Here is a 24,174-nt window from a genome sequence, read left to right as displayed (position 1 = left end):
ATTTGGAAACGCTATGGTTCAAAGGACCATCCGGGAGATGGAAGGCATATTCTGTTACAGGAAAACGACATGATAAAGTTACTTGCACCATACACCTTCCTGGTGTTGTTTTTTGCGCCCGTAGCAGCAAGCGCAACCTGCCTATATGCAGATAGGCAAAGCAACAGCATTACAGATTTTTGGATAAACCAATGCAACGAATGGATCGGCGTTAGATGGAGCGATCAAGGCTCTTGCCAGAATTTCTCATGTGGCGGAAATATAGCACCTGGCGCGAAATCGTCATTCACCAAAAGCCGTGGGCGCCTTGAGTGGCGTGAATGTACTGGCAAATATTGCCAAATTGGACGCTGATCCGATACGTTAACAGACACAGCGCGCTTGCATTCTTACGAGAAATCCGTATAAGCGCGCTGTTCACAACACCCGGTCCAATTGGCTGGTGGCTGAACGGAGGGCTGGTTTCGTTTACGAAACAGCAGGAACCATAAGGTTTTTCCGGCCTCCCGTGTCTCCGCTCTCGACCGTCTCGAACAACGCTTTTCTTGCCCTTGGCTTTTGCCAAACAGGAGCAGTCGTTGAGGCTTAGCGCCGTTGCCGGGTGATGAATGAAACGCAAGAAAGGCAAAGCTTAAATGGCTCTTTACGAACACATCTTCCTTGCCCGGCAGGATATCACTGCCCAGCAGGTCGACGCACTTGTCGAGCAATACAAGGGCGTTATCGAATCGTTTGGCGGTAAAGTCGGACGCGTCGAAAACTGGGGTCTGAAGTCCCTGACATACCGCATCAAGAAGAACCGCAAGGCTCACTACGCTCTGATGGACATCGATGCTCCGGCACCGGCTATCCACGAAATCGAGCGTCAGATGCGCATCAACGAAGACGTTCTTCGTTACATGACCATCGCCGTGGAAGCCCACGAAGAAGGTCCGTCTGCAATGATGCAGAAGCGCGATCGCGACGACCGTCCACGCCGTGACGGCGACCGTCCTGACCGTGGCCCGCGTGAAGGCGGTTTCGACCGTGGTCCTCGCCCGCCGCGTGAAGGTGGCTTCGGCGACCGTGAAGACCGTCCGCGCCGTCCGCGCGAAGACCGTGCATAAGGAGCATATATAATGGCTGACGCATCTTCTTCTCAGGCACGCCGCCCGTTCCACCGCCGTCGCAAGACGTGCCCTTTCTCCGGCGCTAACGCTCCGAAGATCGACTACAAGGACGTACGTCTTCTGCAGCGCTACATTTCCGAGCGTGGCAAGATCGTTCCTTCCCGTATCACAGCTGTTTCGCAGAAGAAGCAGCGCGAACTCGCTCAGGCGATCAAGCGCGCTCGTTTCCTCGGCCTGCTGCCTTACGTTCTGTCTTAATTGACAATGGCGAGGCTGCGCTTTGGCGCGGCCTCGTTTTTCCTACGCGCAACTGTCTTCTAAGCAGTAGGTCGTAGGTTCCAAATCCTTCCGCGTTGGGCGCGGATCGACCAAACACCAAAACCCATGTTGGGGATCAGGCTCCAAGCCATCCTCTAACTGCTACCAAATTCTGGGCAGGACAGCGACGTTGATACGATTGAACCAGACAGTGCTGATTTCCGGCGTTCTCGCCGGCATATGTGCCGCGTTTCTGACGCTTGGTGCAACGGCACAGTCGTCCATGTCATTCCTGCTTTATGCCGCCTCCGCGATGCCCATTCTTGTGGCCGGTCTCGGTTGGGGAAATGCTGCGGCCATCGTCGCCGTTCTCTCCGCCGCCTTCCTTGGCGCGCTTGCCGTGTCACCGATCTTTGCCGTGACGATTGCGATCTTTACGCTCGTTCCCGCCGGTTGGCTGTCTCACCTTGCCAATCTGGCACGTCCCGCATCGGAAATCGGTGGCCCGGATGATTTGCTGGCTTGGTATCCGCTGTCGGGCATTGTGCTGCATCTGTGTGGCCTCATCACCCTCTCCGTCATCATCCTCGGCACGATGATCGGCTACGGCCCTGATCTCGTCTCGCAGCTGGTCGACGTAATGATGACGTCCGTTCAGGCAAGTGAAGCATCCTTCAAGCCGGATGCCGCTGCCCTAGCACAGACTAAGTCGATGCTGGTGCTGATGCTGCCGATGATCCAGGGCGGGCTTTGGGTCATCATGCTGTTTGCAGCCTATTATTTCGCAAGCCGCATGGTCCGCTCCTTCGGCAAGGGTCTGCGCCCGCGCGAAGACATCGCGGCGGCCTTGCGCATGCACCGTAATGCAATCTTCATCTTCCTCGGCGGCATCGTCCTGACCTTCGTCGGCGGCACCGTGGCCATGATTGGAGCCGTCATCTGCGGCACATTCGGCGCGGGCTTCCTGATGGCGGGTTATGCCTCCCTGCACCACCGTTCCAAGGGCAAGGACTGGCGCTGGCCGGTTCTGGTTCTCAGCTATATTTCAGCGATCTTCGTCTTTCCGCTGCTCATCATTCTCGTACTGGGTCTGAGCGACGTGCGCAGCACGATCTCTCTTACTCCAGTACGGAAAACCGACAATACAAACGAAACCGAAAACTAGAAAGGATCAAGAAGATGGAAGTCATTCTTCTCGAACGTATCGCCAAGCTTGGCCAGATGGGCGAAACCGTAAAGGTTCGCGATGGCTACGCACGTAACTTCCTGCTGCCGCAGGGCAAGGCTCTTCGCGCCAACGCTGCCAACAAGACCCGTTTCGAATCCGAGCGCGCAACGCTCGAAGCTCGTAACCTTGAGCGCAAGTCCGAAGCACAGACAGTTGCAGACGCACTGTCTGGCAAGAGCTTCATCGTTGTTCGTTCCGCTGGCGAAACCGGCCAGCTGTACGGCTCTGTTGCTGCACGCGACGTCGTTGAAATCCTCGGCGCTGAAGGCTTCAACATCGGCCGTAACCAGGTCGAACTCAACACGCCGATCAAGACCATCGGTCTGCACAACGTTACGCTTCACCTGCACTCGGAAGTCGAGCTTCAGGTTGAACTGAACGTTGCTCGTTCTGCTGAAGAAGCCGAGCGTCAGGCAAAGGGCGAAAGCCTCACATCTGCTGACGCCATCTACGGCGTTGACGAAGACGCTCTTCGCCCAGAAGACTTCTTTGATCCAGATGCAGATCAGGACGGCGACGACGAGTAATATTTGCAGCCCTCGGGCTCAAACGAAAACCCCGGATGGCAACATCCGGGGTTTTCGCTTTTTGGCGAAGGCAGTTGAGTGTCCTAAGCTGCTCTTCGTTTCAGGCGAAAAGCCTGCGGCGGTAGCGTCATGGCGATGACACCGGCCAGAATGCAGACCAAACCGATCATTGTCGTGGCATGCAGTTCCTCTCCCAGAAACACCACGCCTATCGCAACACCCACAGGTACTCTGACATAAGCCTGCGCCGTCGTTCCCAGCGACCCCAGCGTATGCACAAGCCGGAAGTAAATGGTGAAGGCGAGCGCTGTGGAAAACACCGACAGGCCCAGCAGCGCCATGATCGATCTGGTCGATGGCGCAAGCTCCCATGGACGGTCCACGATAGCGCTGAGCGGAATGAGGATGACCGCGCCGCAAATCAGCGAGGCGGCAGCAGGGATCATCGAATCGATACCCTTGAAGTTTTTTCCGAAGATCGCCGCACCTGCGTAAAACACGGTTGCCAGAATAACGGCGAGCTGGGCTAGAACGACATTCCCCAAACCATTCAACGCCTGAATGCCGATCATCACCACCGTACCGACCAGACCGATCATGACGCCGAACAGTTTGCGGCCACTCAGCGTCTCATGCCGCGTGATGAGCAGCGTCAGCAGGAATGTGAAAACCGGCGTCAGCGAGTTGAGGATAACCGCAAGCCCGGCATCAATATAATGTTCCGCCCAAGCGATCAGCGTGAAGGGCAGCACGCTGTTCAGCATGGCCTGTATGGCAAACCGCTTCCACAATTCCATATCTTTCGGCAGCCGCAGGCCGCGCCAAATTATGATGGCCATCAAAATGCCACCGGCAATCGCAGTGCGCGCTGCAATCAGCGTAACGGGCGGTATTGTCTCGATACCGATTTTGATAAAGGTGTAGGAGCTGCCCCACAGGCACCCCAAGAGAACCAGCAGACCAAGTTCCCGAAGCAGCCCGAATTTTCCAGTCATTCATTTCTTCCTTAGATGAGGCATATGCTCATTTTATAGAGACATCCGCAGGCTGGATGCTTCGGTCACCACCGAACAATGCCCCGCTGACGGCCCCCTGCTTTGATGCTAGATTTCTGGAATGAACAATATCGCGTCACCCAATACAATCGCTGCCATCGCAAATCTTATCGGCGATACGACCCGCGCCAATATGCTCTGCGCATTGATGGGCGGACAGGCGCTGACCGCGGGCGAGCTTTCCCGGCAGGCGGGCGTCACCGCGCAGACCGGCAGCGGCCATCTGTCGAAAATGGTGGACGCCCATCTTCTTTCCACCGTCAAACAGGGGCGGCATCGCTACTATCGGCTGGCCTCTCCACAGGTGGCGCATGGCATTGATGCCTTGATGAATATCGCCGCCGATGGGCCGAAGCGACACCATCCCGTGGGCCCGAAAGAAAAAGACATGCGCATCGCCCGCAGTTGCTACGACCACATTGCGGGCAGACTGGCGGTCGCCATGGCCGATAGCCTTTCGACAAGCGGGCGCATCATTTTGTCAGACGAAGGCGCGCTTTTGACCGACGATGGCAAGGCGTTCCTGCAGGATTTCGGGATCGATCTGGAAGATGGCACGCGCTCGAAGCGTCCGCTGTGCAAGACATGTCTGGACTGGAGCGAACGGCGACACCACATTGCCGGGCGCGTGGGTGCAGCCCTTCTGGACCGGACACTGGAATTGGGATGGATCACCAGACGCCCGGACAGCCGGGCTTTGCGTATCACGCCCGTCGGCGACAGGGGCTTTCGCGACACCTTCTGCCTTCCGGCAGACTGGAACGCGATGTAGTCGCGGGCAAGGCCTGCGCCCTGCCCGCAACGGTTGATCTTTACTTCGCAGCCGTTTCGGCACCTTCGGGCGCTTTGCCCTTATCCACCCGCACCACCACCGACATGCCGGGCGAAAGCTCGGTGGCCAGAGGCTGGTCAGGATCGATGGAGATGCGCACGCCCAGACGCTGGGCAATCTTCACGAAGTTGCCCGTGGCATTGTCCGGCTTGATGACGGCGAATTCGGAGCCAGCGGCGGGCGCAAAGCGCTCCACCTTGCCGGTCAGTTTCCTGCGGTGCAGGGCATCGACGGAGATCGATACTACCTGCCCTGCTTCCATTCCGGCCAGCTGCGTTTCCTTGAAGTTGGCAACAACCCAGATGTCATGCGGCACGACTGCCATCAACTGCGTTCCGGCAGCGACATACTGGCCGACGCGGACGCCGACTTCGCCCAGCTTGCCGTCTTTCGGCGCGTGGATTTCGGTGTTTTGAAGATCGATCTTTGCCAGTTCCACGGCTGCTTCCGCATTGGCAACAGCCGCCTGCAAGGAGCCTCTGTTAATGATGATGGTCTGCAAATCCTGTCGGGCCACCTCAAGGGCTGCCTTCGACTGTGAGAGACCGGCACGGGCCTTGTCTAGATTGGCCTGAGCTTCTTCCTGCACGCTGGAGGTGCCTGCACCGCTGCGCAAAAGACTATCCTGACGGTCGGCGGCAAGCTGCGCCTGTTTCAGCGAGGCCTGCGCGCTATCGACTGCCGCTTCACCCGAGGCGATGTTGGCCTTGGCAGCGATTTCCTGCTGGCGGGAATTGTCGAAGGCAGCTTTCTGGCTATCAAGCGACGCCTCGGCCTGCGCCACCTTCTGGCGGAAAATGCGGTCATCCACCTTGGCCAGAATATCGCCCTGCTTGACCTCCTGATAATCCTTGACCGGCACATCGACGATATAACCGCTGACCTGCGGGCTCATGGTCGTGACATAGCCACGCACATAGGCGTTGTCGGTCATTTCCACGGAGCTGGAAAAGGGTGGCAGCCGCCATGCGTAAAGCACCAGCGCCACACCGGCGACGCCGCCCAGGAGAACGATGAGAGTAAGAGGCGTGAATATTTTTTTCAGCATTTTTATATCTCTGGACAATCAGGATTGAGGTGCGGCCACGATCTCGTCTTCGCCTTTCAGCAAAGACTTGAGACGTAACCATGCAAGATGAAGCAAAAGCATGACAAGAGCAGCAGCGGCGCAAACCGAAATCAGCAGGAACGTGTCGTTATAGGCCAGGATGTAAGCCTCGCGCGTGACCTGCGCCCCGAGCAGTGACAGACCTTCTGCCTTTAAGAGCGCGGGATCGGTAATGACGTGGCTGTAGCCGGCAGACAGCTGGCTGACGCGTTGCGCCACCTGCGGGTTCTGCAACAGAATGCTTTCCACCAGAATATTCGAGTGGAATTTCTCCCGCAGCGTCACGAAGGAGCCGAGAAGCCCCGTTGTCAGCATCGAACCGGTGATCTGCGTGAACAGGAAGATGGTGATGAAGTTGACGAGGTAAGGTGGGCCTTTGGCCAGCGCCGCACCGAAGCCCTTGGCCATGACGGGCGGCAGGAACATGGCGGCACCGAAGGCAATCATCGCCTGGCTCAGATACATCTGCTCGGGCCGCACGAGATTGGTCAAACCGCTATCCATGAAGGCACCAAGCGCAATCAGCGTCAGCGCAATGACATGGGCGGTATCGACATATTTCGTCAGCATCAACAGCGCGCACAGGGCACCACCCAGCAGCGTCGCGACGATGATGAGCGCATAAAGCCCGGTCGTCTGCTCGTTGAGGATACCAAGCTGCTGGTAAAGGCTGACCGCCGTGGAGGACTGCTCTGACGACACGGCGCGATAGATCAGCAGAATCGCGATCAGGTGAAGATTGGTGCGGGAGAATATCCAGCGCAAATCCAGCATCGGATTTTTGCGCGGCAACTCGATCATCGTCATCACAGCCAGCAGGCCGATGGAGGTCGCCAGCAGAACGCCCAGCCACCATGTCTCGAACCACCAGTAAAAACGTCCCAGCGTCAGGAACACGGCAAGACAGCCGAGACCACCGGCGAAGAGCATATAGCTCAAGATATCCACCCGCTCGATAACCTTGGCGCGCGGCGGTGGTGTCAGCGGCAGCAGATAGATGATGGGCAGCACGGCGAGCGAAAGCCCGACTTCCATCGTATAAAGCGCCTGCCAGCCATCGATATCCAGCAATTCAGGCGAGAGGATGCGGGCGAGCGGCGACGACAACAGAGTGCCGGTCAGCGCGATGCTGAGGCCCAACGTCAGCTTGCGCTGCACGGGAAAGGCCTCGAGAATATAGAGAAAGCCGAGCGAAGACAGCGGTGCTGCCGCCATGCCGCTGACAAAGCGCACCACGATTGCCGAATGCAAATCGGTCACGAAGAGATTGAGGCAGGATGCCAACACGAAGCAAATGATGCTGATTTCCGCAAAGGGTCGCAGGCCATATTGCTGGCGCACCTTGAACAGCGCGATGGAGAAGGTGGCATAAGGGGCCATATAGGCCGCCGAAAGCCAGGCGACTTCCGCGATCGTCGCCGAAAATTCACCCTGCAACTGGTAGATATTGGCCATGACGATGTTCATGCCCATGCCCTGCGTTACGAAGAACGACAGGCCAGCGAAGATATACAGCAGCTTCGCGTAAAAGGATTTTTCAGGCGGTGGAGCGGAGGCGACAGGTGTTTCCGGCACGTCTTCGACGTCTTCGTCCGGTGCATCCTGAATGGTTGAAACGGCGTTGCTCACGACTGCACCTTTTCGCCAGCGAGGTTTTGCAGGTTTGCAGACAGGCGGCGAACCACCTCCAATGCGGCGCTGATATCATCCGTCGAAATATCGGCTGCGATGTCGGCCCGCATGGATTTTGCCTGCATATGCACCTCCTCGAATGTCGTTATACCATCTGGCGTCATATGTATGCGCTTTGCCCGCCGATCTGCCTCGTCAGAACGCCGTTCGATGAGATTTTGTTTCTCCATGGCATCCAGCACGCGCACCAGCGTCGGCGTTTCGATTTCCAGCTCCTCGGCAAGCTCTTTCTGCGTCAGCGGTCCACGACGCGAAAGCGCGAAAAGCGCCCTTGCCCGCGCAAGCGTAAGCCCCTGCTCCGCCACTCTGGCATCGAAGAAAGATCTGAGCTTGCGGTTGAAGGCCGCCATCTCATCGAAAAGCTGCTCTTTTTCAGTCGCCCGCGACAATGTACCTACACCTTATAATTAGCACGCTATCTATTTCATGCCTATTTATTTTCGGCAACACTGAAATGCAAGAGGCTTTGTCGCGATGGCAGCCATGACGTAAACTCATGGCATGGGAAAAGTGATTCGCAGCGCCCCGACGCCGATCACGGATTGCCCTGTGGATTACTGTTAACAACACGCATTGTGATGCCGCCTGCCACCATTCGGGCAAGCCTGTCTGTCACTGTTGCTGCAATGTCATTGACTGCCGCGCTGTCACACTTCAAACCGGCAGGCTTGCAAGAAAATGAAGGCCCGTAACAAGGCTCAAGGGAGATCACACAAACCATGAACGACGCTGTGAGGAAGATCACCCCCGCCCCGGCTGCTGAACCGCTCTATCGCGAAGCACCAAACAATATCGAAGCGGAACAGGCGCTTTTGGGCGCCATCCTCGTCAACAACGATGCCTATTACCGCGTGTCCGACTTCCTGAAGCCCGTGCATCTGTACGAACCGCTTCACCGCAAGATTTTCGAGGTCGCGGGCGATATCATCCGCATGGGCAAGACTGCCAACCCTGTCACCATCAAGACCTTCCTGCCCGCAGACGGCAAGATCGGCGACATGACGGTTGCGCAGTATCTTGCGCGCCTGGCCTCCGACGCCGTCTCCATCATCAACGCGGAAGACTATGGCCGCGCCATTTATGACCTCGCGCTGCGCCGTGCGCTCATCCAGATCGGTGAAGACGTCGTCAACATTGCCTATGACGCGCCGCTGGACATGCCCCCGCAAACGCAGATCGAAGACACCGAACGCCGTCTGTTCGAGCTCGCCGAAACCGGTCGTTACGACGGCGGCTTCCAGTCCTTCAACGACGCGGTCTCGCTCGCCATCGACATGGCCGGTGCCGCCTTCGAGCGCGACGGTAATCTTTCGGGCATCTCCACCGGCATCCACTCGCTGGATGGCCGCATGGGTGGCTTGCAGCGCTCCGACTTGATCGTGCTTGCGGGACGTCCGGGCATGGGCAAGACCTCGCTTGCCACCAACATCGCCTACAACATCGCGGCATCCTATGAGCAGGAAGTCCAGCCGGATGGCTCGTTCAAGGCCAAGAATGGCGGCGTCGTGGGCTTCTACTCGCTCGAAATGTCGTCCGAACAGCTGGCAACGCGTATCATTTCCGAGCAGACCGAAGTCTCCTCCTCGAAAATCCGGCGTGGTGAAATCACCGAGGCAGATTTTGAAAAGCTGGTTGCTTGCAGCCAGATGATGCAGAAGGTGCCACTCTATATCGACCAGACCGGTGGTATCTCCATCGCCCAGTTGTCTGCCCGCGCCCGTCGCCTCAAGCGCCAGCGCGGCCTCGATTGCCTCGTGGTGGACTATATCCAGCTGATGACCGGCTCCGGCAAGGGCGGCGAAAACCGCGTGCAGGAAATCACCCAGATCACCACGGGCCTGAAAGCCCTTGGCAAGGAACTCAACGTCCCCATCATCGCCCTCTCCCAGCTCTCTCGTCAGGTGGAAAGCCGCGAAGACAAGCGCCCGCAGCTCTCCGACCTTCGTGAATCGGGCTCCATCGAGCAGGACGCCGACGTGGTGCTGTTCGTGTTCCGTGAGGAATATTACGTCAAGAACATGGAACCGCGCGAAATGTCCGACCCGAAATACGCCGAATGGGAAGCGCATTTCGACCGCGTCAAAGGCACCGCCGACGTCATCATCGCCAAACAGCGCCACGGACCGACCGGCACGGTGAAGCTCCAGTTCCAGTCGGAATTCACCCGCTTCGCAGATCTGGCCGACCCATCGTTCACGCAATACGAAGAGCAATGATTTCGCAGACCGCCCCGCTTCATCCGAAGCGGGGCGATTTGTTTTCAATGCGATAGAGCAGGCATCTCAGAAACCGATTCCACGCAGGGCCGCCACGGTCACGACGCCGATGGTTGCGGCTGGCAGAAGCGACAAGCGCGTGGCGGCAAAGGCGGTGGCGGCGCAGGCAATGGTTTCTGCAAGGCCGCTGGCCAAAGCTGTCGGGGCAACGACGGCCATCAGCACGGCGGGCGGAACGGCATTCAGCACTCGTTTTCCGCGTTCCGTCATCTGCACATGGCGCACGAGAACCAACCCGCCGACACGTGTTACAAGCGTTGCGATGGCCATGGCGAAGATGGCCAGAAGGGTGTCGACGTCGACGCTCATACGGGCTTCTCGAGATTTTCCTGCGCAAACGCCGCAACAGCCAGTCCCGCCAATGCGCCAGCGGCAATGTACCATGCACCCGGAATGTATTTGTGGGTTAAGAAGGCAGCCGCAGCACTTGCCAAGAGAACGAAGCCGGTCTCCCGTCCCTTCCAGAACCCCATCAGCAGCACGATGAAGACCGCTGTAAAGGCGAAGTCGAGGCCAATGACCGTGGTGTCACCCATGACCGCACCAAGCAGAGCGCCCGCCAGAGTCGAGAGATTCCAAACGATGTAAATCGATAAAGCAGCGGCGGCAAAGAACGCCGGGGAAAGCCTTCTGTTCATGCCTCTAAATTCGGCCAATGCCCATGACTCATCGGTCAAAACCGGCATGGCAAGCCATCGCTGCCATGTCTTGAAGCCTTCCATCTTGGCGGCAATGGATGCACTCATCAGAATATGGCGAAGATTGACGAGAAGTGCAGAAAAGCCAAGGGCAGTCCAGCTTGCCGGATGTGTCCAAAGGTCCATAGCGACGAATTGCGCACCACCGGCGAAAACGAAGGCCGACATGAGGCACGCCTCCAGTGGCGACAGGCCCTTGCTGACGGCAATGGCCCCAAACACGCCGCCAATCGGCACCATGGCAACCAGCAATGGGGATGCGGCTCTCAGGCCATAAGCAAATTCTCGCCGCTTCTGTGTGGGTAATATCGAGTGCATGTCATTCTCCTTGTCAGGAGATGCCTCTATGCGGTGGCAGCCGCGCCGTATTGAACGAAAGTGACGCGCTGGTCAGGCTGCCCTGAACTGGCCGGGCGTGATACCGGTCCGTGATTTGAAATGCCGTGTAAAATGTGCCTGATCGGCAAATCCGCATTCCAGGGCAACCGAGGCTGGGCTATCCCCCATTCGCAGCAGATGGCGTGCACGGCGGATGCGGACATCGGTCAGATAGGCGTGTGGCGTGATGTGAAACTCGCGGCGGAAAGCACGGATGAGATGCGCGCGGCTCAACCCGGCAATGACCGCAAGCTCTTCCAGCCCGACATCCGTATCGAAGTTGTCGTTCAGATAGTCGCGTGCGGTATAGACCGCCGTCTTTTCCCGTGTCTCGACAGGTAGAATGATGGCGCTGCCGTGCCTTGAGAAAAGTTCGGCGAGAACGGAAAACATGCCTTCATCCGCTTCCAATGCCCCCGCCCCGCTTTCGAGCCTGCGATGTGCGTTTTGAAAGGCGAGCGCCATTTGCGGATCATGCGGCAAAAAACGCGGGAAGGACGGCGTACCGTGGAAGGCGCGGCCCGTCACGTCCTCGATGACCTCCGATAACAGCGCGATATCAGGATAGATCATGCGATAGTGGTAGCCATCACCACCCGGCGCTCCATCATGCACCTGGCCAGGATCGATAAGATAGAGATGACCCGGGCCGGTTCGTTCTGTGGTGCCTCTGATGGTCGATATCTGTGAGCCGTTTTCGATGGCGCCGATGGAAAAGGTGTCATGCGCATGGGGCGAAAACTCATGCGTCAAAAACGTCGCCGTCATGCACTCCATACCTTTGAAGCGCCGATCACGCCAGAAACGGGTGATTTCGACGCGCGACAGCGGCATATACTCGGTGGCCTGTTCCTGCGAAACATTGTGCATAGACAAAGTTTAGCCCACTGCGTCATGACCGTCTTGAACAAAAGTGATAGATCATGGCCATCTTTTCCAGCGGTGCAAGATTATGACAGACGACTTCGACGACAGCCTTTCCGAAATTGAGAATGATCCTTTCGACACCGCACCGCTTCGCGTCACCATTGACCTTGGCGCACTGGCCGATAACTGGCGCGATATGGCCAAGCGCTCCGGCAAGGCCCGTACCAGTGCCGTGGTGAAGGCGGATGCTTATGGCATGGGTATCGAGGATTGCGGCTCGACTCTTTATCATGCCGGTGCGCGGGATTTCTTTGTAGCGACTGTCGCTGAAGGCGTGACGCTTCGTCCGCATGCGCCGGAAGCGCGCATTTTCGTTCTCTCCGGCATCTGGCCGGGGCAGGAAGTCCAGGTTTTCAATAATGATCTCGTGCCCGTCGTCGCATCGGAAGAACAGCTTTCCTTCTGGATGGGGCTTCTGGCAGAGCGCGGCGACCACCCCTTCGCGCTGCATGTGGACACCGGCTTCAACCGGCTCGGTCTGCCGCTGGACGATGCGCTGTTTCTGGCCGACGACGTGACCCGTCCCGCCAGCTTCGATCCCGTGCTGGTGCTCTCCCACCTCGCCTGCGGCGACACGCCATCGTCTCCGATGAACAAGGCGCAGCTTGAATCATTCCGGCAGGTTAGCGCCGCTTTCGAAGGCATCGAATCAAGCCTGTCGGCCTCGGCAGGCATTTTCCTTGGTGCAGACTATCACTTCGATCTCACCCGCCCCGGTATCGCCCTCTACGGCGGTGAAGCAATCAATGATATGGCAAACCCGATGCGGCCCGTCGCCAAGGCGGAGGCCCGTATCCTCCAGATTCGCGAGGCTGGCGAAGGCCAGACGGTAAGCTATGGCGGCACATTGCGCCTCAAACGCGCCAGCCGTCTGGCGATTGCCTCCGTTGGTTATGCAGACGGCTATCACCGCTCGCTCTCCGGCTCCGGCATTCCGTTGCGCGACATGGGCAATGGCGGCGCCTATGGCTTCATCAATGGTTGCGAAGTCCCGGTGGCTGGTCGCGTGACGATGGACCTGACGATTTTCGACGTGACGGACGTACCCACAAACGCCATCCGCGCTGGCGATTACATCGAACTCTTCGGCCCAAATGTGCCCGTGGATGACGTTGCACGCGCGGCAGGCACCATCGGTTACGAAATGTTGACCGGCCTTGGATTGCGTTATGAGCGACAATATCTGATCGAAGAAGACTGAAGCTTTTCTTGCCTCTTGGAAAGCTGGAATGACCTGTGCTATACGAGAACAAAAGGAGATCGAAATGACCGAAATCCATCTCAGCGAACAGGATCGCGCGTTTATTGATGAGCAGGTCGGTGCTGGCATTTATAAAAGCGCCGACGACGTGGTGGCCGCGGGATTGCGGCTATTGGGTAGCAAAGAAGGCAAGCTTGTTGAACTTCGGCGGCTTGTTCAGGAAGGGCTAGATGATGTTGAGGCTGGGCGCCTACACTATTATGAATCCGGCGAGGATTTATTAAAGGACATAAAGCGTATGGCCGCAGAGCGGAATATAAAGACGGGGACGGCCAATTAAAGCGCGCAAACCTTTCTGGACGACAGCTGCCCGTGAAGACCTTTTTGACGACCATATTTACATCGCTCTTGAAAACCCGGCGGCAGCTGATCGTTTCGTTTTCGATCTTGAAGCGAAGGTTAGAGCTTTTGCAGAGGGGGGCCTTACGGGCGTCAAACGCGAAGAACTCGGGCCAAGCCTTCGAAGTTTTACATATCAAAAACGCATAATTGTGTTTCAGGCGACCGAAGAAGAACTCATCGTGTTGCGCGTTTTGCACGGCCATCAGGACCTCAGCGCAATAGATTTCAAACAAGAAGAAAACTGACATTTATGGCCAAAGCCAAGACACAATTCATCTGCCAGAACTGCGGTACGGTCCACACACGATGGGCGGGAAAATGCGAGGGCTGCGGTGAGTGGAACACCATCGTTGAAGAAGACCCGATGGGTGGCATCGGCTCCGGCCCCGGCAAGACGCCGAAGAAGGGTCGACCCGTCACCCTCACCTCTCTGTCAGGTGAAATCGAGGAAGCGCCGCGCATTCCAACCGGCATGAGTGAACTGGACCGGGCGACCGGCGGCGGTTTCGTGCGTGGGTCTGCGGTGCTGATCGGTGGCGATCCGGGCATCGGCAAATCGACGCTGCTGATGCAGGCGGCAGCGGCGTTGTCTCGGCGCGGTCATCGCATCGTCTATGTCTCGGGCGAAGAGGCCGTGGCGCAGGTGCGGCTGCGTGCACAGCGTCTGGCCGCTGCCGATACGGATGTGCTGCTGGCAGCCGAAACCAATGTCGAGGACATTCTGGCGACGATTTCCGAGGGTAAGCGGCCTGATCTCATCATCATCGACTCGATCCAGACGCTGTGGAGCGATACTGCCGATTCTGCGCCCGGCACGGTGACGCAGGTGCGTACCGGCGTTCAGGCTATGATCCGCTTTGCCAAGCAGACGGGTGCCACCATGGTTCTCGTCGGCCACGTCACCAAGGATGGGCAGATTGCCGGTCCGCGCGTGGTGGAACACATGGTGGATGCGGTGCTGTATTTCGAAGGCGATCGCGGCCATCATTACCGCATCCTGCGAACGGTGAAGAACCGTTTCGGCCCCACGGATGAAATCGGCGTGTTCGAAATGTCGGACAAGGGTTTGCGCGAAGTCTCCAACCCGTCCGAGCTGTTTCTGGGTGAGCGCAACGAGAAATCACCGGGTGCCGCCGTCTTTGCGGGCATGGAAGGCACGCGGCCCGTGCTGGTGGAGGTGCAAGCTTTGGTCGCGCCCACATCGCTCGGCACCCCGCGCCGCGCCGTCGTTGGCTGGGATTCGTCGCGCCTTGCGATGATCCTTGCCGTGCTGGAGGCCCATTGCGGCGTGAAGCTCGGCAGTCACGATGTCTATCTCAACATTGCAGGTGGGTACCGAATCTCCGAACCGGCGGCAGACATGGCGATCGCCTCTGCACTGGTTTCCTCGCTTGCCGGTCTTGCCCTGCCTGCCGATTGCGTCTATTTCGGCGAGGTCAGCCTGTCAGGGGCCGTCAGGCCGGTGTCTCAAACGGGACAGCGGTTGAAAGAGGCTGAGAAACTGGGGTTTTCAACCGCATTTTTGCCTTCCGCTTCTGCTGAATTGCCGAAGGGCACGAAGGGGCGTTGGACCGAGATAGAAAGCCTGCCGGATCTCGTCGCGCGCATTGCGGGTTCGGGCAACCGGTTCAGACAGGTTGAGGAAGACTGAGATTGATCCTTTCGCTGGCTAAACGGCTAGTGTATGAGGATCGCAAATTGGCACAGTGGCGCTTCCATCAGTGTCGCGACCTCCGGAGTTGGTAAATGCCCATTACGATTTTCGACGGCATCGTTATCGCCGTTGTTCTTTTCTCCGCTATTCTCGCCATGGTGCGGGGATTTTCGCGCGAGATTCTGTCCATCGCCAGCTGGGGTGGCTCGGTTGCAGCCGCTTATTACCTCTATCCGGTGCTGCTGCCCTATGCGCGCAACTACACCGATGATGACAAGATCGCCATTGCAGGGTCTGCCGGCATCATCTTCCTCGTGGCGCTGATCATTATTTCCTTCATCACCTCGCGCATCGCCGATTTCATCATCGACAGCCGCATCGGCGCGCTGGACCGCACGCTCGGCTTCCTGTTCGGTGCCGCACGCGGCATTCTGCTGCTGGTCGTCGCCGTTGCCTTCTGGAACTGGCTGGTGGATGTGAAGACGCAGCCGACCTGGGTCACGCAGGCCAAAACCAAGCCGTTCCTGGATGGCCTCGTCGCCAAGCTTGAAGCGGCTCTGCCTGATAATATCGAGCCGCAGATCCGGGCGCGTATCCTGGGCAAGCCTGCCGAAGGCACCACGGAACAGACCCCAGCCGACGACGCACCGGCAACAAATACGCCCGCACCGGCAAACTGACATCATGGCGCGTCTTGCAATATATGCAAGGCGCGCTATTTGTGCTAGATATTCTAGATAGGCAGCAGACAGACCAAACTGGCAGACACTCTCGCCGGAGCGGTTTTTGTTTTTGGCACTCAGCAAAGGCAAGCCAGATGAATGAGCCGCTTTCGCATTCCACCCTCAACGACATCCTCGATGGCGATACGCTGCATGAAGAATGCGGCGTGTTCGGCGTTCTGGGTCACCCGGATGCGGCGGCCCTGACGGCTCTCGGCCTGCATGCCCTGCAGCATCGCGGCCAGGAAGCCGCAGGCATGGTGTCCTTCGATGGCAAGCGTTTCTACCAGGAACGTCATATGGGCCTCGTTGGTGATCACTATACCAACCCGGCCACCCTTGCCCGCCTGCCCGGCTCCATCTGCATCGGCCACACGCGCTATTCCACAACAGGCGAAGTGGCTATGCGCAATGTGCAGCCACTGTTTGCCGAGTTGGAAGAAGGCGGCATTGCCGTTGCCCATAACGGCAATTTCACCAACGGCCTGACGTTGCGCCGCCAGATCATCGCCACCGGCGCCATCTGTCAGTCTACGTCAGATACCGAAGTAGTCCTGCACCTCATCGCCCGCTCGCGTCATTCCTCCACGGCAGATCGCTTCATCGATGCTATCAGGCAGATGGAAGGTGGCTATTCGATGCTGGCCATGACGCGCACCAAGCTGATTGCCGCCCGCGACCCCACGGGTATCCGCCCGCTGGTCATGGGTGATCTGGATGGCAAGCCGATTTTCTGCTCGGAAACCTGCGCGCTGGATATTATTGGCGCGAAGTTCGTTCGCGACGTCGAAAATGGCGAAGTCATCATCTGCGAGATTCAGCCGGATGGTTCTGTCACCATCGATGCCCGCAAGCCGGTCAAGCCGCAGCCAGAGCGCCTTTGCCTGTTCGAATATGTCTATTTCGCCCGTCCCGACTCCGTTGTCGGCGGTCGCAACGTTTACACGACGCGCAAGAACATGGGCGCCATCCTTGCCAAGGAAGCGCCGCTGGAAGCTGACGTCGTCGTGCCCGTGCCGGATGGCGGAACACCTGCGGCGCTCGGCTTTGCGCAGGAAAGCGGCATTCCGTTCGAATACGGCATCATCCGCAACCACTATGTCGGCCGTACTTTCATCGAGCCGACGCAATCCATTCGCGCGCTCGGCGTCAAGCTGAAGCATTCGGCCAACCGTGCGATGATCGAAGGCAAACGCGTCGTTCTGGTGGATGATTCTATCGTGCGTGGCACCACCTCGGTCAAGATCGTGCAGATGATCCGCGAAGCCGGTGCCAAGGAAGTTCACATCCGCGTTGCCAGCCCAATGATTTTCCACCCGGATTTCTACGGCATCGACACGCCGGACGCCGACAAGCTGCTGGCAAACCAGTATGCCAATGTCGAAGATATGGCAAAATTCATCTGCGTGGATTCGCTGGCCTTCCTGTCCATCAACGGTCTGTATCAGGCTGTTGGCGGCGTGGACCGCAACCCGGCCCGTCCACAGTTCACCGACCATTATTTCACCGGTGAATACCCGACCCGCCTTCTGGACAAGAACGGCGAGTCCATGGGCAACAAAATTTCCATGCTGGCCAGCAACGGCTGATCCACCCTCGCCCGCGCGTCCTGCGCGGGCTTTCGGCCGACTGCGGCTCGAACACATCATTCTCGGGGGAGACAATGACGACAGACCTTAAAGGCCGTATCGCGCTCGTGACCGGCGCATCGCGTGGCATTGGCTATTTCACGGCACTGGAACTGGCCAAGGCAGGCGCGCATGTCATTGCCTGCGCCCGCACGGTCGGCGGTCTTGAAGACCTGGATGATGCGATCAAGGCTGCGGGCGGAACCGCGACGCTGGTGCCTTTCGATCTGGCCGATATGAACGCCATCGACGCGCTCGGTGCTTCCATCAACGAGCGTTGGGGCAAGCTGGATATTCTCGTCGCCAATGCCGGCGTTCTCGGCGTAATCTCCCCTGTCGGCCACATAGAAGCGAAGGTCTTCGAAAAGGTCATGACCATCAACGTCACGGCGACATGGCGGTTGATCCGCTCGGTAGAGCCGCTGCTGCTGAAATCCGATGCAGGCCGCGCCCTCATCCTCTCCTCCGGTGCGCCGCATTCCTGTCGCCCGTTCTGGGGTGCCTACTCCACCTCCAAGGCCGCAGTGGAAGCACTGGCCCGCACATGGGCGGCGGAAACTGAAGCGACCGCTCTGCGCGTCAACAGCATCAACCCCGGCGCCACCCGCACGGCCATGCGCGCGCAGGCCATGCCCGGCGAAGATCCCGACACCCTGCCCCATCCGTCAGAAGTCGCGGCGGCCATCCTGCCTCTGGCGTCTCCGGCGGTCACGGAAACAGGCAAGATTTATGTCGTCCGGGACAAAAAATTCGTTTCTTACCGCGCGCCGGAATGATCCAGTGCAGTGACGGGCGCGCTCTTGACCAATTTTTCCGGGCGCGCCATAAGCAAGCCATGAAAACAACGATCTGCTGCTGTTGCTGAGTTAAATTTTGCTGGTCTAACGCCCGGCCAGATCGTTTTCGTCTCCCGAAAGGTCACAAGCAGACAAACGTTCCGGCTGGGGAAACTGATTGCCCTTGAGGAAGTGCCGTATGTCCTTGCGCCTGAAACTCCACAATACGCTGACCCGCGAAAAGGCTGAGTTCCAGCCCATTGATGCCGATAATGTGCGCATGTATGTCTGCGGCCCCACGGTGTATGATTTCGCCCATATCGGCAACGCACGCCCCGTCATCGTTTTTGACGTGCTCTACCGGCTGCTGCGCCATATCTATGGAGATGCGCACGTCACCTATGCGCGCAACATCACCGATGTCGATGATAAGATCAACGCACGCGCCCTGCGCGATTACCCCAACCTGCCGCTCAACGACGCCATTCACGCGGTGACGGAAAAGACCGCGCTGCAGTTTCATGAAGACGTGGCCATGCTCGGCTGCCTCGAACCCACCATCGAGCCCCGCGCCACCGATAACATCCCGCAGATGATCGAGATCATTGAAAAGCTGATCGCCCGCGGCCATGCCTATGTCGCCAGCGGTGAAGTGCTGTTCGACACCAAATCGATGGGGGATTACGGCCAGCTTTCCAAGCGCCCGCTGGATGAGCAGCAGGCCGGTGCGCGTGTTGCCGTGGAAGTCCACAAGAAAAGCCCTGGCGATTTCGTGCTGTGGAAATTGTCCAGCCACAACGAGCCCGGCTGGGAAAGCCCGTGGGGACGCGGCCGCCCCGGCTGGCATATCGAATGCTCGGCCATGAGCGAGCGCTACCTCGGCGAGACCTTCGATATTCATGGCGGCGGGCTGGACCTGATCTTCCCCCACCACGAAAACGAAATCGCCCAGTCCCGCTGCGCCCACGGCACGCATGTCATGGCCAATGTGTGGATGCACAACGGCTTCGTGCAGGTCGAAGGCCGCAAGATGTCGAAGTCGGATGGCAACTTCATCACGATTTACGAGCTGCTGCATACGGAGAAATTCGGCGGGCGGAAGTGGCCGGGGGACGTGCTGCGTCTGGCGATGCTGATGACGCATTACCGCGAGCCGATCGATTTTTCGGTGAAGCGGCTGGAGGAAGCCGAACGTCTGCTGGCCAAATGGCCCGCCGCCGACATTGGTGATGCCGCACCGGATCAGACGGTGCTGGATGCGCTGGCCGATGATCTCAACACCGTCGCCGCCGTGCAGGCCCTGCATGCGCTGGCGCAAGCCGCCAATGCCGACCCGGAGAAAATACCTGCCTTCGCGGCGAGCGCGGCGTTGCTGGGTGTTTTGCCGAAAAAGGCGAAGGTAGATGGAGCCATTGCCGAAGCCATCGACTCACTGGTCGCCATGCGGCTGGAGATGCTGAAGGCGAAGAATTTCGCCGAGGCGGATCGGATTAGGGACGAGCTTTCGGCGAAGGGCATTCAGTTGAAGGATGGCAAGGATAAGGACAGCGGTGAGCGGGTGACGACTTGGGAGATTAGGCGGTAGGTAGTTTCCACGAGGGGTCGGAGGGTGCGGCTGCCCCCCTCTGTCCTGCCGGACATCTCCCCCACAGGTGGGGAGATCGACTCGCGGCGACCTTTCGGCCATCTCTCGCGTCGAGAGTGAAGTGGTGTCAGAGCGCCCAGCCGATCTCCCTCCTTGTGGGGGAGATGTCCGGCAGGACAGAGGGGGGTGAGCGGCAACCTCCGACCTCCAATAAAGCTGACGCAAGCAACAATACAATCGACTTGCGATTTCGGGCTCGTTCGACCAATCTCTGGTCGAAACCAGATGACGAGCCAACCATGCCCCACGCAGACGTGAAACCGCGGCATCGCGCTTACGCACGGCAGATGCGAAAAGCGATGACCGATGCGGAGCTGAAACTCTGGAATGCTATTCGGGCCCATCGTTTGGAAGGGATGAGTTTCCGGCAGCAAATGCCGATTGCGGGATATATTGTCGATTTCGCCTGTTCGGATCACCGCCTCATTATCGAGATAGACGGCTCTCAACATACGCAAAATGCTGACATAGTGTATGATGATGAAAGAACCGCCCGACTTCAAAAAGATGGCTGGACCGTCATCCGTTTCTGGAACCACGACATCCTCAGCGATATCGACAACGTCTGTCTCCACATCCTGAGAAAGATCAAGGAGAACACCCCATGACGATCCACACCGGCGGGTGCCAATGCGGCGCTATCCGTTTTCGCGTCGAGGGCGATCTCAACGATAGTTCCATCTGCCATTGCCGCATGTGCCAGAAGGCGTTCGGGGCCTATTATGCGCCGCTGGTATCCGTGCGGGGCAAAGCCTTTACTTGGACGCGGGGAGAGCCGAAGCGCTTTCGGTCTTCCAGTGTAGTAAGCCGTAGCTTTTGCGGCGAGTGCGGCACGCCGCTGACCTATGAGGCGCCGGATGGGATGGCGGTTGCGGCCGGGGCGTTTGATGATCCCTCGGCGTTTCCACCGTCCGTGCAATGGGGTGTCGAACGCAAGATCGGTTTCGTGGATAGCCTTCACACCCTGCCTGCCGTACCCACGGAAGATGATTTGACCTCGGTGGATTATCTGGTCAACCTCACATCCTATCAGCACCCCGACCACGATACGCAGACATGGCCACAGGAGAGAAACACATGAGTGATGCGGGTTATTCCGGCGGTTGCCAGTGCGGCGCGGTGCGGTTTAATGCGGGCAAGCTGGGCCGCCCTTCGATCTGCCATTGCCGCATGTGCCAGAAGCATTTCGGCAATTTCTTCGGCGCGCTGGTCACGGCGGATCAGGCGCATCTGACATGGACGCGCGGCCAGCCGAGCCTCTTCCGCTCCTCGGCAAAAATCCATCGCGGCTTCTGCAACAAATGCGGCACGCCGCTGACCTATCATCATCCCGGCGGCGTGGAGATCGCCATCGGCGCTTTCGATCATCCGCAGGAGATCGAGCCGCAGGTGCAGGTGAATGCCCATATACAGATGCCGTGGATCAAGGCGCTGTTTGACAAGCCCACCGCGGAGCAAAGTCTGGATGAAAGCACCATGGTCTCTTATCAACACCCGGACCACGATACCCACGTCTGGCCACCGGAAGACAATGTGAACCCATGACAGCGACAACGTATTCCGGCGGTTGCCAGTGCGGTTCAATCCGTTACCGGATCGATGGCGATATTCGCTATCCGCATGTCTGCCACTGCCGCATGTGCCAGAAGGCATCGGGCAATTATTTCCTGCCGCTTGGGGCGAGCGACCGTGACCGGTTTACGCTGACCCGCGGAGCGCCGAACTGGTTTCAATCGTCCGACCATGTGCGCCGCGGCTTTTGCGCCTCATGCGGGACGCCCTTGTTTTACGATATCCCCGGCATGGATTTCATCAATGTAACGCTCGGGTCGCTGGACGATCCGCAGAGCATCCTGCCGGAGGCACAATCGAATCTTTCCAACAGGATGAACTGGTTTTCTCATCTCGATACCCTGCCCGTCGAGCAGGAGCCGGACGAGGGTGTAGAGCAGTCGATCAGGAACCGTCAGCACCCCGACCACGATACGTCGCATTGGCCACCACAGGAAAAATGACATGAATGAAGAATTGCGCAGCTTTTATCCAGAGATCGAGCCCTTCGAAACCGGCATGCTGGATGTGGGCAATGGCCATGTGATCTACTGGGAACGCGTTGGCACAAAGGGCGCAAAACCTGCCGTCTTCCTCCATGGCGGCCCCGGCGGCGGAGTGACCCCTACGCATCGCCGCGTATTCGATCCTGCCCTCTACGATGTCGTCCTGTTTGATCAGCGCGGCTGCGGACGCTCCACGCCGCATGCCAATCTGGACGCCAACACCACATGGCATCTGGTGGCGGATATGGAAAAGCTGCGGGAGAAATTCGGTTTCGAAAGCTGGCAGGTCTTTGGCGGCTCGTGGGGCTCCACACTGGCGCTCGCTTATGCCGAAACCCATCCTGAGTGGGTGAGTGAACTCGTTCTGCGCGGTATCTACACGCTGACCAAGCCGGAGCTGGACTGGTACTACCAGTTCGGCGTGTCCGAAATGTATCCCGACCGCTGGGAAACCTTCATCGCACCCATTCCCGAAGCCGAGCGCCACGAGACGATGGTGGCCTATAACCGCTATCTGACCGGCACCGACGAGACGAAAAAGCTGGAATGCGCCAAGGCGTGGAGCCAGTGGGAAGGTGCCACGATCTCGCTGGTAACGGACAAAAACCGCGTGGAAGAATTCGGCGAGGATCAGTACGCCATCGCCTTCGCGCGTATCGAAACCCACTATTTCGTCAATGCGGGGTGGTTCGAGGAAGGTCAGTTGCTGCGCGATGCGTATAAGCTGAAAGACATCCCCGGCGTTATCGTGCATGGTCGCTACGACATGCCCTGCCCGCTGAAATATGCCTGGCAACTTTCCAAGGCGTGGCCGAAGGCCGATCTGCACATCGTGGAAGCTGCGGGCCATGCGCTCAGCGAACCCGGCATTCTCGATCAACTCATCCGCGCGACGGATCGCTTCGCGGGCAAATAAACGACATCTTCCCAAAGACTTGAACGCGCCGCCTGAGAGACCGATTCAAGCGGCGCGTTTCATCGCGGCGTTTGAGAATTTTTCATCGCATGCTTCACGCGAATGAATTGGAATATAATAGCAAACAGGCATATGGCAGTGCTTTACGCTTCGATCGGTAGCACTCCCATGGCAATAGACCAAACCATTCCGGCCCCTCAACCCGGCGATAGCGCGCGTGGCTTCGTTTATGCCTTCACGGCCTATGTCCTGTGGGGCTTCCTGCCCTTCTACATGAAGGCAGTGGCGCATATCTCGCCATTCGAGGTCATTGCCCATCGCGTCATCTGGTCCGTGCCGATTGCCGCAGCCGTGCTTATCATTCTTGGTCGCACGGCGGAAATCAGGAAAGCACTGACGACGCCGCGCATGCTGGCCATGGCCTGCCTTACGGCGGCGCTCATCAGTTTGAATTGGGGTGTCTATATCTGGGCCATCGGGTCCGGGCGTGCGCTGGATGCGGCGTTGGGTTACTTCATCAATCCGTTGTTCAGCATTTTCCTCGGCGCCGTTCTGTTGAAGGAAAAGCTCAGCCGGTTCCAGATCGCCGCCATCGCCCTTGCTGGCCTCGCCGTTGCCCTGCTCACATGGCACGCGGGAAGCCTGCCGTGGGTTTCCGTGGCGCTGACCGTTTCCTGGGCGTTCTACGCCTTTTTTCGCAAGACGTTGCCGATCGGCCCGACACAGGGTTTTCTGCTGGAAGTCTTGCTGCTGACGCCCCCAGCCCTTGCCTATATCGTCTATCTCATGAGCACAGGCCAGGCGCACTTCATGGCCAGCGTGCCGATAGATACATGGCTTCTGGTGGCCAGCGGCCTCGTTACGGCCACGCCTCTCATCTTTTACGGAAACGGCGCCAAGCTGCTGAAGCTTTCCACCATCGGCATCATGCAGTATATCGCGCCATCGATGATCTTCGTCATCGCGATCTTCATCTTCCACGAACCGTTCGACACGGTTCGCCTCATCGCCTTCATCATGATCTGGTCGGCACTGGTGATCTATACCGTACCGGGATTGATCGGCAGCCGGAAAGCAACGTGATC

27 protein-coding genes are annotated in these 24,174 nt (G+C 58.3%); 20 read left to right on the top strand and 7 right to left on the bottom strand.

Annotation, left to right across the window (positions count from 1 at the left end; all coding sequences use genetic code 11):
• Positions 1-635: 635 nt before the first annotated feature.
• From rpsF to rplI, 4 genes are all read left to right on the top strand, one after another.
• Positions 636-1,106: a 30S ribosomal protein S6 gene (rpsF, locus tag ASF29_RS20715; protein WP_062452557.1), complete on the top strand. Its 471-nt coding sequence runs from the start codon at positions 636-638 to the stop codon at positions 1,104-1,106.
• 12 nt (positions 1,107-1,118) lie between these two features.
• Positions 1,119-1,367, top strand: coding sequence for a 30S ribosomal protein S18 (gene rpsR, locus ASF29_RS20710; protein WP_042618600.1), 249 nt, complete (start codon positions 1,119-1,121; stop codon positions 1,365-1,367).
• A gap of 190 nt (positions 1,368-1,557) precedes the next feature.
• Complete coding sequence (locus ASF29_RS20705; RefSeq protein WP_062452556.1) at positions 1,558-2,532, top strand: hypothetical protein; 975 nt, start codon at positions 1,558-1,560, stop codon at positions 2,530-2,532.
• Positions 2,533-2,546: 14 nt separating this feature from the next.
• Complete coding sequence (gene rplI / locus ASF29_RS20700; protein WP_062452555.1) at positions 2,547-3,122, top strand: 50S ribosomal protein L9; 576 nt, start codon at positions 2,547-2,549, stop codon at positions 3,120-3,122.
• 83 nt (positions 3,123-3,205) lie between these two features.
• Here the strand turns inward: rplI and ASF29_RS20695 are convergent, their stop codons facing one another.
• Positions 3,206-4,117, bottom strand: coding sequence for an EamA family transporter (locus tag ASF29_RS20695; RefSeq protein WP_062452554.1), 912 nt, complete (start codon positions 4,115-4,117; stop codon positions 3,206-3,208).
• A gap of 121 nt (positions 4,118-4,238) precedes the next feature.
• On the opposite strand from ASF29_RS20695, the gene ASF29_RS20690 reads away from it, so the two are divergent.
• Entirely contained in the window at positions 4,239-4,949 is a 711-nt protein-coding gene (locus tag ASF29_RS20690; protein ID WP_200925564.1) for a helix-turn-helix transcriptional regulator, read from the top strand.
• Between the two features lie 40 nt (positions 4,950-4,989).
• On the opposite strand, the gene ASF29_RS20685 is transcribed toward ASF29_RS20690, so the two are convergent.
• The 3 genes from ASF29_RS20685 to ASF29_RS20675 all read right to left on the bottom strand — a co-directional run bounded on the left by ASF29_RS20685 (position 4,990) and on the right by ASF29_RS20675 (position 8,198).
• Positions 4,990-6,057 carry an HlyD family secretion protein gene (locus ASF29_RS20685; protein ID WP_062452553.1) on the bottom strand — a complete coding sequence of 356 codons (1,068 nt, stop codon included), beginning with the start codon at positions 6,055-6,057 and terminating at the stop codon, positions 4,990-4,992.
• 18 nt (positions 6,058-6,075) lie between these two features.
• Positions 6,076-7,590, bottom strand: a complete 1,515-nt coding sequence (locus tag ASF29_RS20680) for an MFS transporter (RefSeq protein WP_156462775.1) — start codon at positions 7,588-7,590, stop codon at positions 6,076-6,078.
• 152 nt (positions 7,591-7,742) lie between these two features.
• Complete coding sequence (locus ASF29_RS20675; protein WP_062452551.1) at positions 7,743-8,198, bottom strand: MarR family transcriptional regulator; 456 nt, start codon at positions 8,196-8,198, stop codon at positions 7,743-7,745.
• Between the two features lie 330 nt (positions 8,199-8,528).
• Between ASF29_RS20675 and ASF29_RS20670 the strand changes: the two genes are divergently transcribed.
• A complete protein-coding gene (locus tag ASF29_RS20670; protein ID WP_062452550.1) occupies positions 8,529-10,025 on the top strand; it encodes a replicative DNA helicase in 1,497 nt (498 codons plus the stop codon).
• A gap of 66 nt (positions 10,026-10,091) precedes the next feature.
• Here ASF29_RS20670 and ASF29_RS20665 read toward each other — a convergent pair whose 3' ends face one another.
• From ASF29_RS20665 to ASF29_RS20655, 3 genes are all read right to left on the bottom strand, one after another.
• Positions 10,092-10,394: an AzlD domain-containing protein gene (locus tag ASF29_RS20665; protein ID WP_062452549.1), complete on the bottom strand. Its 303-nt coding sequence runs from the start codon at positions 10,392-10,394 to the stop codon at positions 10,092-10,094.
• Positions 10,391-11,101, bottom strand: a complete 711-nt coding sequence (locus ASF29_RS20660; protein WP_062452548.1) for an AzlC family ABC transporter permease — start codon at positions 11,099-11,101, stop codon at positions 10,391-10,393. The genes ASF29_RS20665 and ASF29_RS20660 overlap by 4 nt, the downstream gene beginning before the upstream one ends.
• A gap of 72 nt (positions 11,102-11,173) precedes the next feature.
• Positions 11,174-12,031 carry an AraC family transcriptional regulator gene (locus ASF29_RS20655; protein ID WP_062452547.1) on the bottom strand — a complete coding sequence of 286 codons (858 nt, stop codon included), beginning with the start codon at positions 12,029-12,031 and terminating at the stop codon, positions 11,174-11,176.
• Positions 12,032-12,113: 82 nt separating this feature from the next.
• Here ASF29_RS20655 and alr point away from each other — a divergent pair, with 82 nt between their 5' ends.
• The 14 genes from alr (at position 12,114) to rarD (ending at position 24,172) form a co-directional block, all read left to right on the top strand.
• Positions 12,114-13,289 carry an alanine racemase gene (gene alr / locus ASF29_RS20650; RefSeq protein WP_062452546.1) on the top strand — a complete coding sequence of 392 codons (1,176 nt, stop codon included), beginning with the start codon at positions 12,114-12,116 and terminating at the stop codon, positions 13,287-13,289.
• A 64-nt stretch (positions 13,290-13,353) separates the two neighbouring features.
• Positions 13,354-13,629 (top strand): type II toxin-antitoxin system ParD family antitoxin, encoded by a 276-nt coding sequence (locus ASF29_RS20645; protein WP_062452641.1) that lies wholly within the window; start codon positions 13,354-13,356, stop codon positions 13,627-13,629.
• Positions 13,625-13,936 (top strand): type II toxin-antitoxin system RelE/ParE family toxin, encoded by a 312-nt coding sequence (locus ASF29_RS20640; protein WP_062452545.1) that lies wholly within the window; start codon positions 13,625-13,627, stop codon positions 13,934-13,936. The genes ASF29_RS20645 and ASF29_RS20640 overlap by 5 nt, the downstream gene beginning before the upstream one ends.
• 5 nt (positions 13,937-13,941) lie before the next feature.
• Positions 13,942-15,342 carry a DNA repair protein RadA gene (radA, locus tag ASF29_RS20635; protein ID WP_062452544.1) on the top strand — a complete coding sequence of 467 codons (1,401 nt, stop codon included), beginning with the start codon at positions 13,942-13,944 and terminating at the stop codon, positions 15,340-15,342.
• 95 nt (positions 15,343-15,437) lie between these two features.
• Positions 15,438-16,025: a CvpA family protein gene (locus tag ASF29_RS20630; RefSeq protein ID WP_062452543.1), complete on the top strand. Its 588-nt coding sequence runs from the start codon at positions 15,438-15,440 to the stop codon at positions 16,023-16,025.
• A 137-nt stretch (positions 16,026-16,162) separates the two neighbouring features.
• Entirely contained in the window at positions 16,163-17,656 is a 1,494-nt protein-coding gene (gene purF, locus ASF29_RS20625; RefSeq protein WP_062452542.1) for an amidophosphoribosyltransferase, read from the top strand.
• Between the two features lie 74 nt (positions 17,657-17,730).
• Positions 17,731-18,471 carry an SDR family NAD(P)-dependent oxidoreductase gene (locus ASF29_RS20620; protein ID WP_062452541.1) on the top strand — a complete coding sequence of 247 codons (741 nt, stop codon included), beginning with the start codon at positions 17,731-17,733 and terminating at the stop codon, positions 18,469-18,471.
• Between the two features lie 199 nt (positions 18,472-18,670).
• On the top strand, positions 18,671-20,056 hold the full coding sequence (gene cysS / locus ASF29_RS20615; protein ID WP_062452540.1) for a cysteine--tRNA ligase: 1,386 nt from the start codon (positions 18,671-18,673) through the stop codon (positions 20,054-20,056).
• Positions 20,057-20,355: 299 nt separating this feature from the next.
• Entirely contained in the window at positions 20,356-20,724 is a 369-nt protein-coding gene (locus ASF29_RS20610; protein WP_082453648.1) for a DUF559 domain-containing protein, read from the top strand.
• Positions 20,721-21,197 (top strand): GFA family protein, encoded by a 477-nt coding sequence (locus ASF29_RS20605; protein WP_062452538.1) that lies wholly within the window; start codon positions 20,721-20,723, stop codon positions 21,195-21,197. The genes ASF29_RS20610 and ASF29_RS20605 overlap by 4 nt, the downstream gene beginning before the upstream one ends.
• Positions 21,194-21,661 carry a GFA family protein gene (locus tag ASF29_RS20600; RefSeq protein WP_062452537.1) on the top strand — a complete coding sequence of 156 codons (468 nt, stop codon included), beginning with the start codon at positions 21,194-21,196 and terminating at the stop codon, positions 21,659-21,661. Before ASF29_RS20605 ends, ASF29_RS20600 begins: the two co-directional genes overlap by 4 nt.
• Positions 21,658-22,131: a GFA family protein gene (locus ASF29_RS20595; RefSeq protein ID WP_062452536.1), complete on the top strand. Its 474-nt coding sequence runs from the start codon at positions 21,658-21,660 to the stop codon at positions 22,129-22,131. Before ASF29_RS20600 ends, ASF29_RS20595 begins: the two co-directional genes overlap by 4 nt.
• Position 22,132: 1 nt before the next feature.
• Complete coding sequence (gene pip, locus ASF29_RS20590) at positions 22,133-23,089, top strand: prolyl aminopeptidase (protein WP_062452535.1); 957 nt, start codon at positions 22,133-22,135, stop codon at positions 23,087-23,089.
• 168 nt (positions 23,090-23,257) lie between these two features.
• Positions 23,258-24,172, top strand: coding sequence for an EamA family transporter RarD (gene rarD, locus ASF29_RS20585; protein ID WP_062452640.1), 915 nt, complete (start codon positions 23,258-23,260; stop codon positions 24,170-24,172).
• The last annotated feature ends 2 nt before the right edge of the window (positions 24,173-24,174 follow it).

Source organism: Rhizobium sp. Leaf262, from assembly GCF_001422245.1.
GTDB lineage: Bacteria > Pseudomonadota > Alphaproteobacteria > Rhizobiales > Rhizobiaceae > Agrobacterium.
Note: the sequence above shows the minus strand (reverse complement) of the source record. Positions and strands in the feature narration are given on the sequence as shown.

Excerpts from the sequence above, each read along its gene's own strand:
- rpsF (WP_062452557.1), top strand. The coding sequence starts at position 636 with ATGGCTCTTTACGAACACATCTTCCTTGCCCGGCAGGATATCACTGCC.
- rpsR (WP_042618600.1), top strand. The coding sequence starts at position 1,119 with ATGGCTGACGCATCTTCTTCTCAGGCACGCCGCCCGTTCCACCGCCGT.
- rplI (WP_062452555.1), top strand. The coding sequence starts at position 2,547 with ATGGAAGTCATTCTTCTCGAACGTATCGCCAAGCTTGGCCAGATGGGC.
- ASF29_RS20695 (WP_062452554.1), bottom strand. The coding sequence starts at position 4,117 with ATGACTGGAAAATTCGGGCTGCTTCGGGAACTTGGTCTGCTGGTTCTC.
- ASF29_RS20690 (WP_200925564.1), top strand. The coding sequence starts at position 4,239 with ATGAACAATATCGCGTCACCCAATACAATCGCTGCCATCGCAAATCTT.
- ASF29_RS20685 (WP_062452553.1), bottom strand. The coding sequence starts at position 6,057 with ATGCTGAAAAAAATATTCACGCCTCTTACTCTCATCGTTCTCCTGGGC.
- ASF29_RS20680 (WP_156462775.1), bottom strand. The coding sequence starts at position 7,590 with ATGGGCATGAACATCGTCATGGCCAATATCTACCAGTTGCAGGGTGAA.
- ASF29_RS20670 (WP_062452550.1), top strand. The coding sequence starts at position 8,529 with ATGAACGACGCTGTGAGGAAGATCACCCCCGCCCCGGCTGCTGAACCG.
- ASF29_RS20665 (WP_062452549.1), bottom strand. The coding sequence starts at position 10,394 with ATGAGCGTCGACGTCGACACCCTTCTGGCCATCTTCGCCATGGCCATC.
- ASF29_RS20660 (WP_062452548.1), bottom strand. The coding sequence starts at position 11,101 with ATGCACTCGATATTACCCACACAGAAGCGGCGAGAATTTGCTTATGGC.
- ASF29_RS20655 (WP_062452547.1), bottom strand. The coding sequence starts at position 12,031 with ATGCACAATGTTTCGCAGGAACAGGCCACCGAGTATATGCCGCTGTCG.
- alr (WP_062452546.1), top strand. The coding sequence starts at position 12,114 with ATGACAGACGACTTCGACGACAGCCTTTCCGAAATTGAGAATGATCCT.
- ASF29_RS20645 (WP_062452641.1), top strand. The coding sequence starts at position 13,354 with ATGACCGAAATCCATCTCAGCGAACAGGATCGCGCGTTTATTGATGAG.
- radA (WP_062452544.1), top strand. The coding sequence starts at position 13,942 with ATGGCCAAAGCCAAGACACAATTCATCTGCCAGAACTGCGGTACGGTC.
- ASF29_RS20630 (WP_062452543.1), top strand. The coding sequence starts at position 15,438 with ATGCCCATTACGATTTTCGACGGCATCGTTATCGCCGTTGTTCTTTTC.
- purF (WP_062452542.1), top strand. The coding sequence starts at position 16,163 with ATGAATGAGCCGCTTTCGCATTCCACCCTCAACGACATCCTCGATGGC.
- ASF29_RS20620 (WP_062452541.1), top strand. The coding sequence starts at position 17,731 with ATGACGACAGACCTTAAAGGCCGTATCGCGCTCGTGACCGGCGCATCG.
- cysS (WP_062452540.1), top strand. The coding sequence starts at position 18,671 with ATGTCCTTGCGCCTGAAACTCCACAATACGCTGACCCGCGAAAAGGCT.
- ASF29_RS20610 (WP_082453648.1), top strand. The coding sequence starts at position 20,356 with ATGCCCCACGCAGACGTGAAACCGCGGCATCGCGCTTACGCACGGCAG.
- ASF29_RS20605 (WP_062452538.1), top strand. The coding sequence starts at position 20,721 with ATGACGATCCACACCGGCGGGTGCCAATGCGGCGCTATCCGTTTTCGC.
- ASF29_RS20600 (WP_062452537.1), top strand. The coding sequence starts at position 21,194 with ATGAGTGATGCGGGTTATTCCGGCGGTTGCCAGTGCGGCGCGGTGCGG.
- ASF29_RS20595 (WP_062452536.1), top strand. The coding sequence starts at position 21,658 with ATGACAGCGACAACGTATTCCGGCGGTTGCCAGTGCGGTTCAATCCGT.
- pip (WP_062452535.1), top strand. The coding sequence starts at position 22,133 with ATGAATGAAGAATTGCGCAGCTTTTATCCAGAGATCGAGCCCTTCGAA.
- rarD (WP_062452640.1), top strand. The coding sequence starts at position 23,258 with ATGGCAATAGACCAAACCATTCCGGCCCCTCAACCCGGCGATAGCGCG.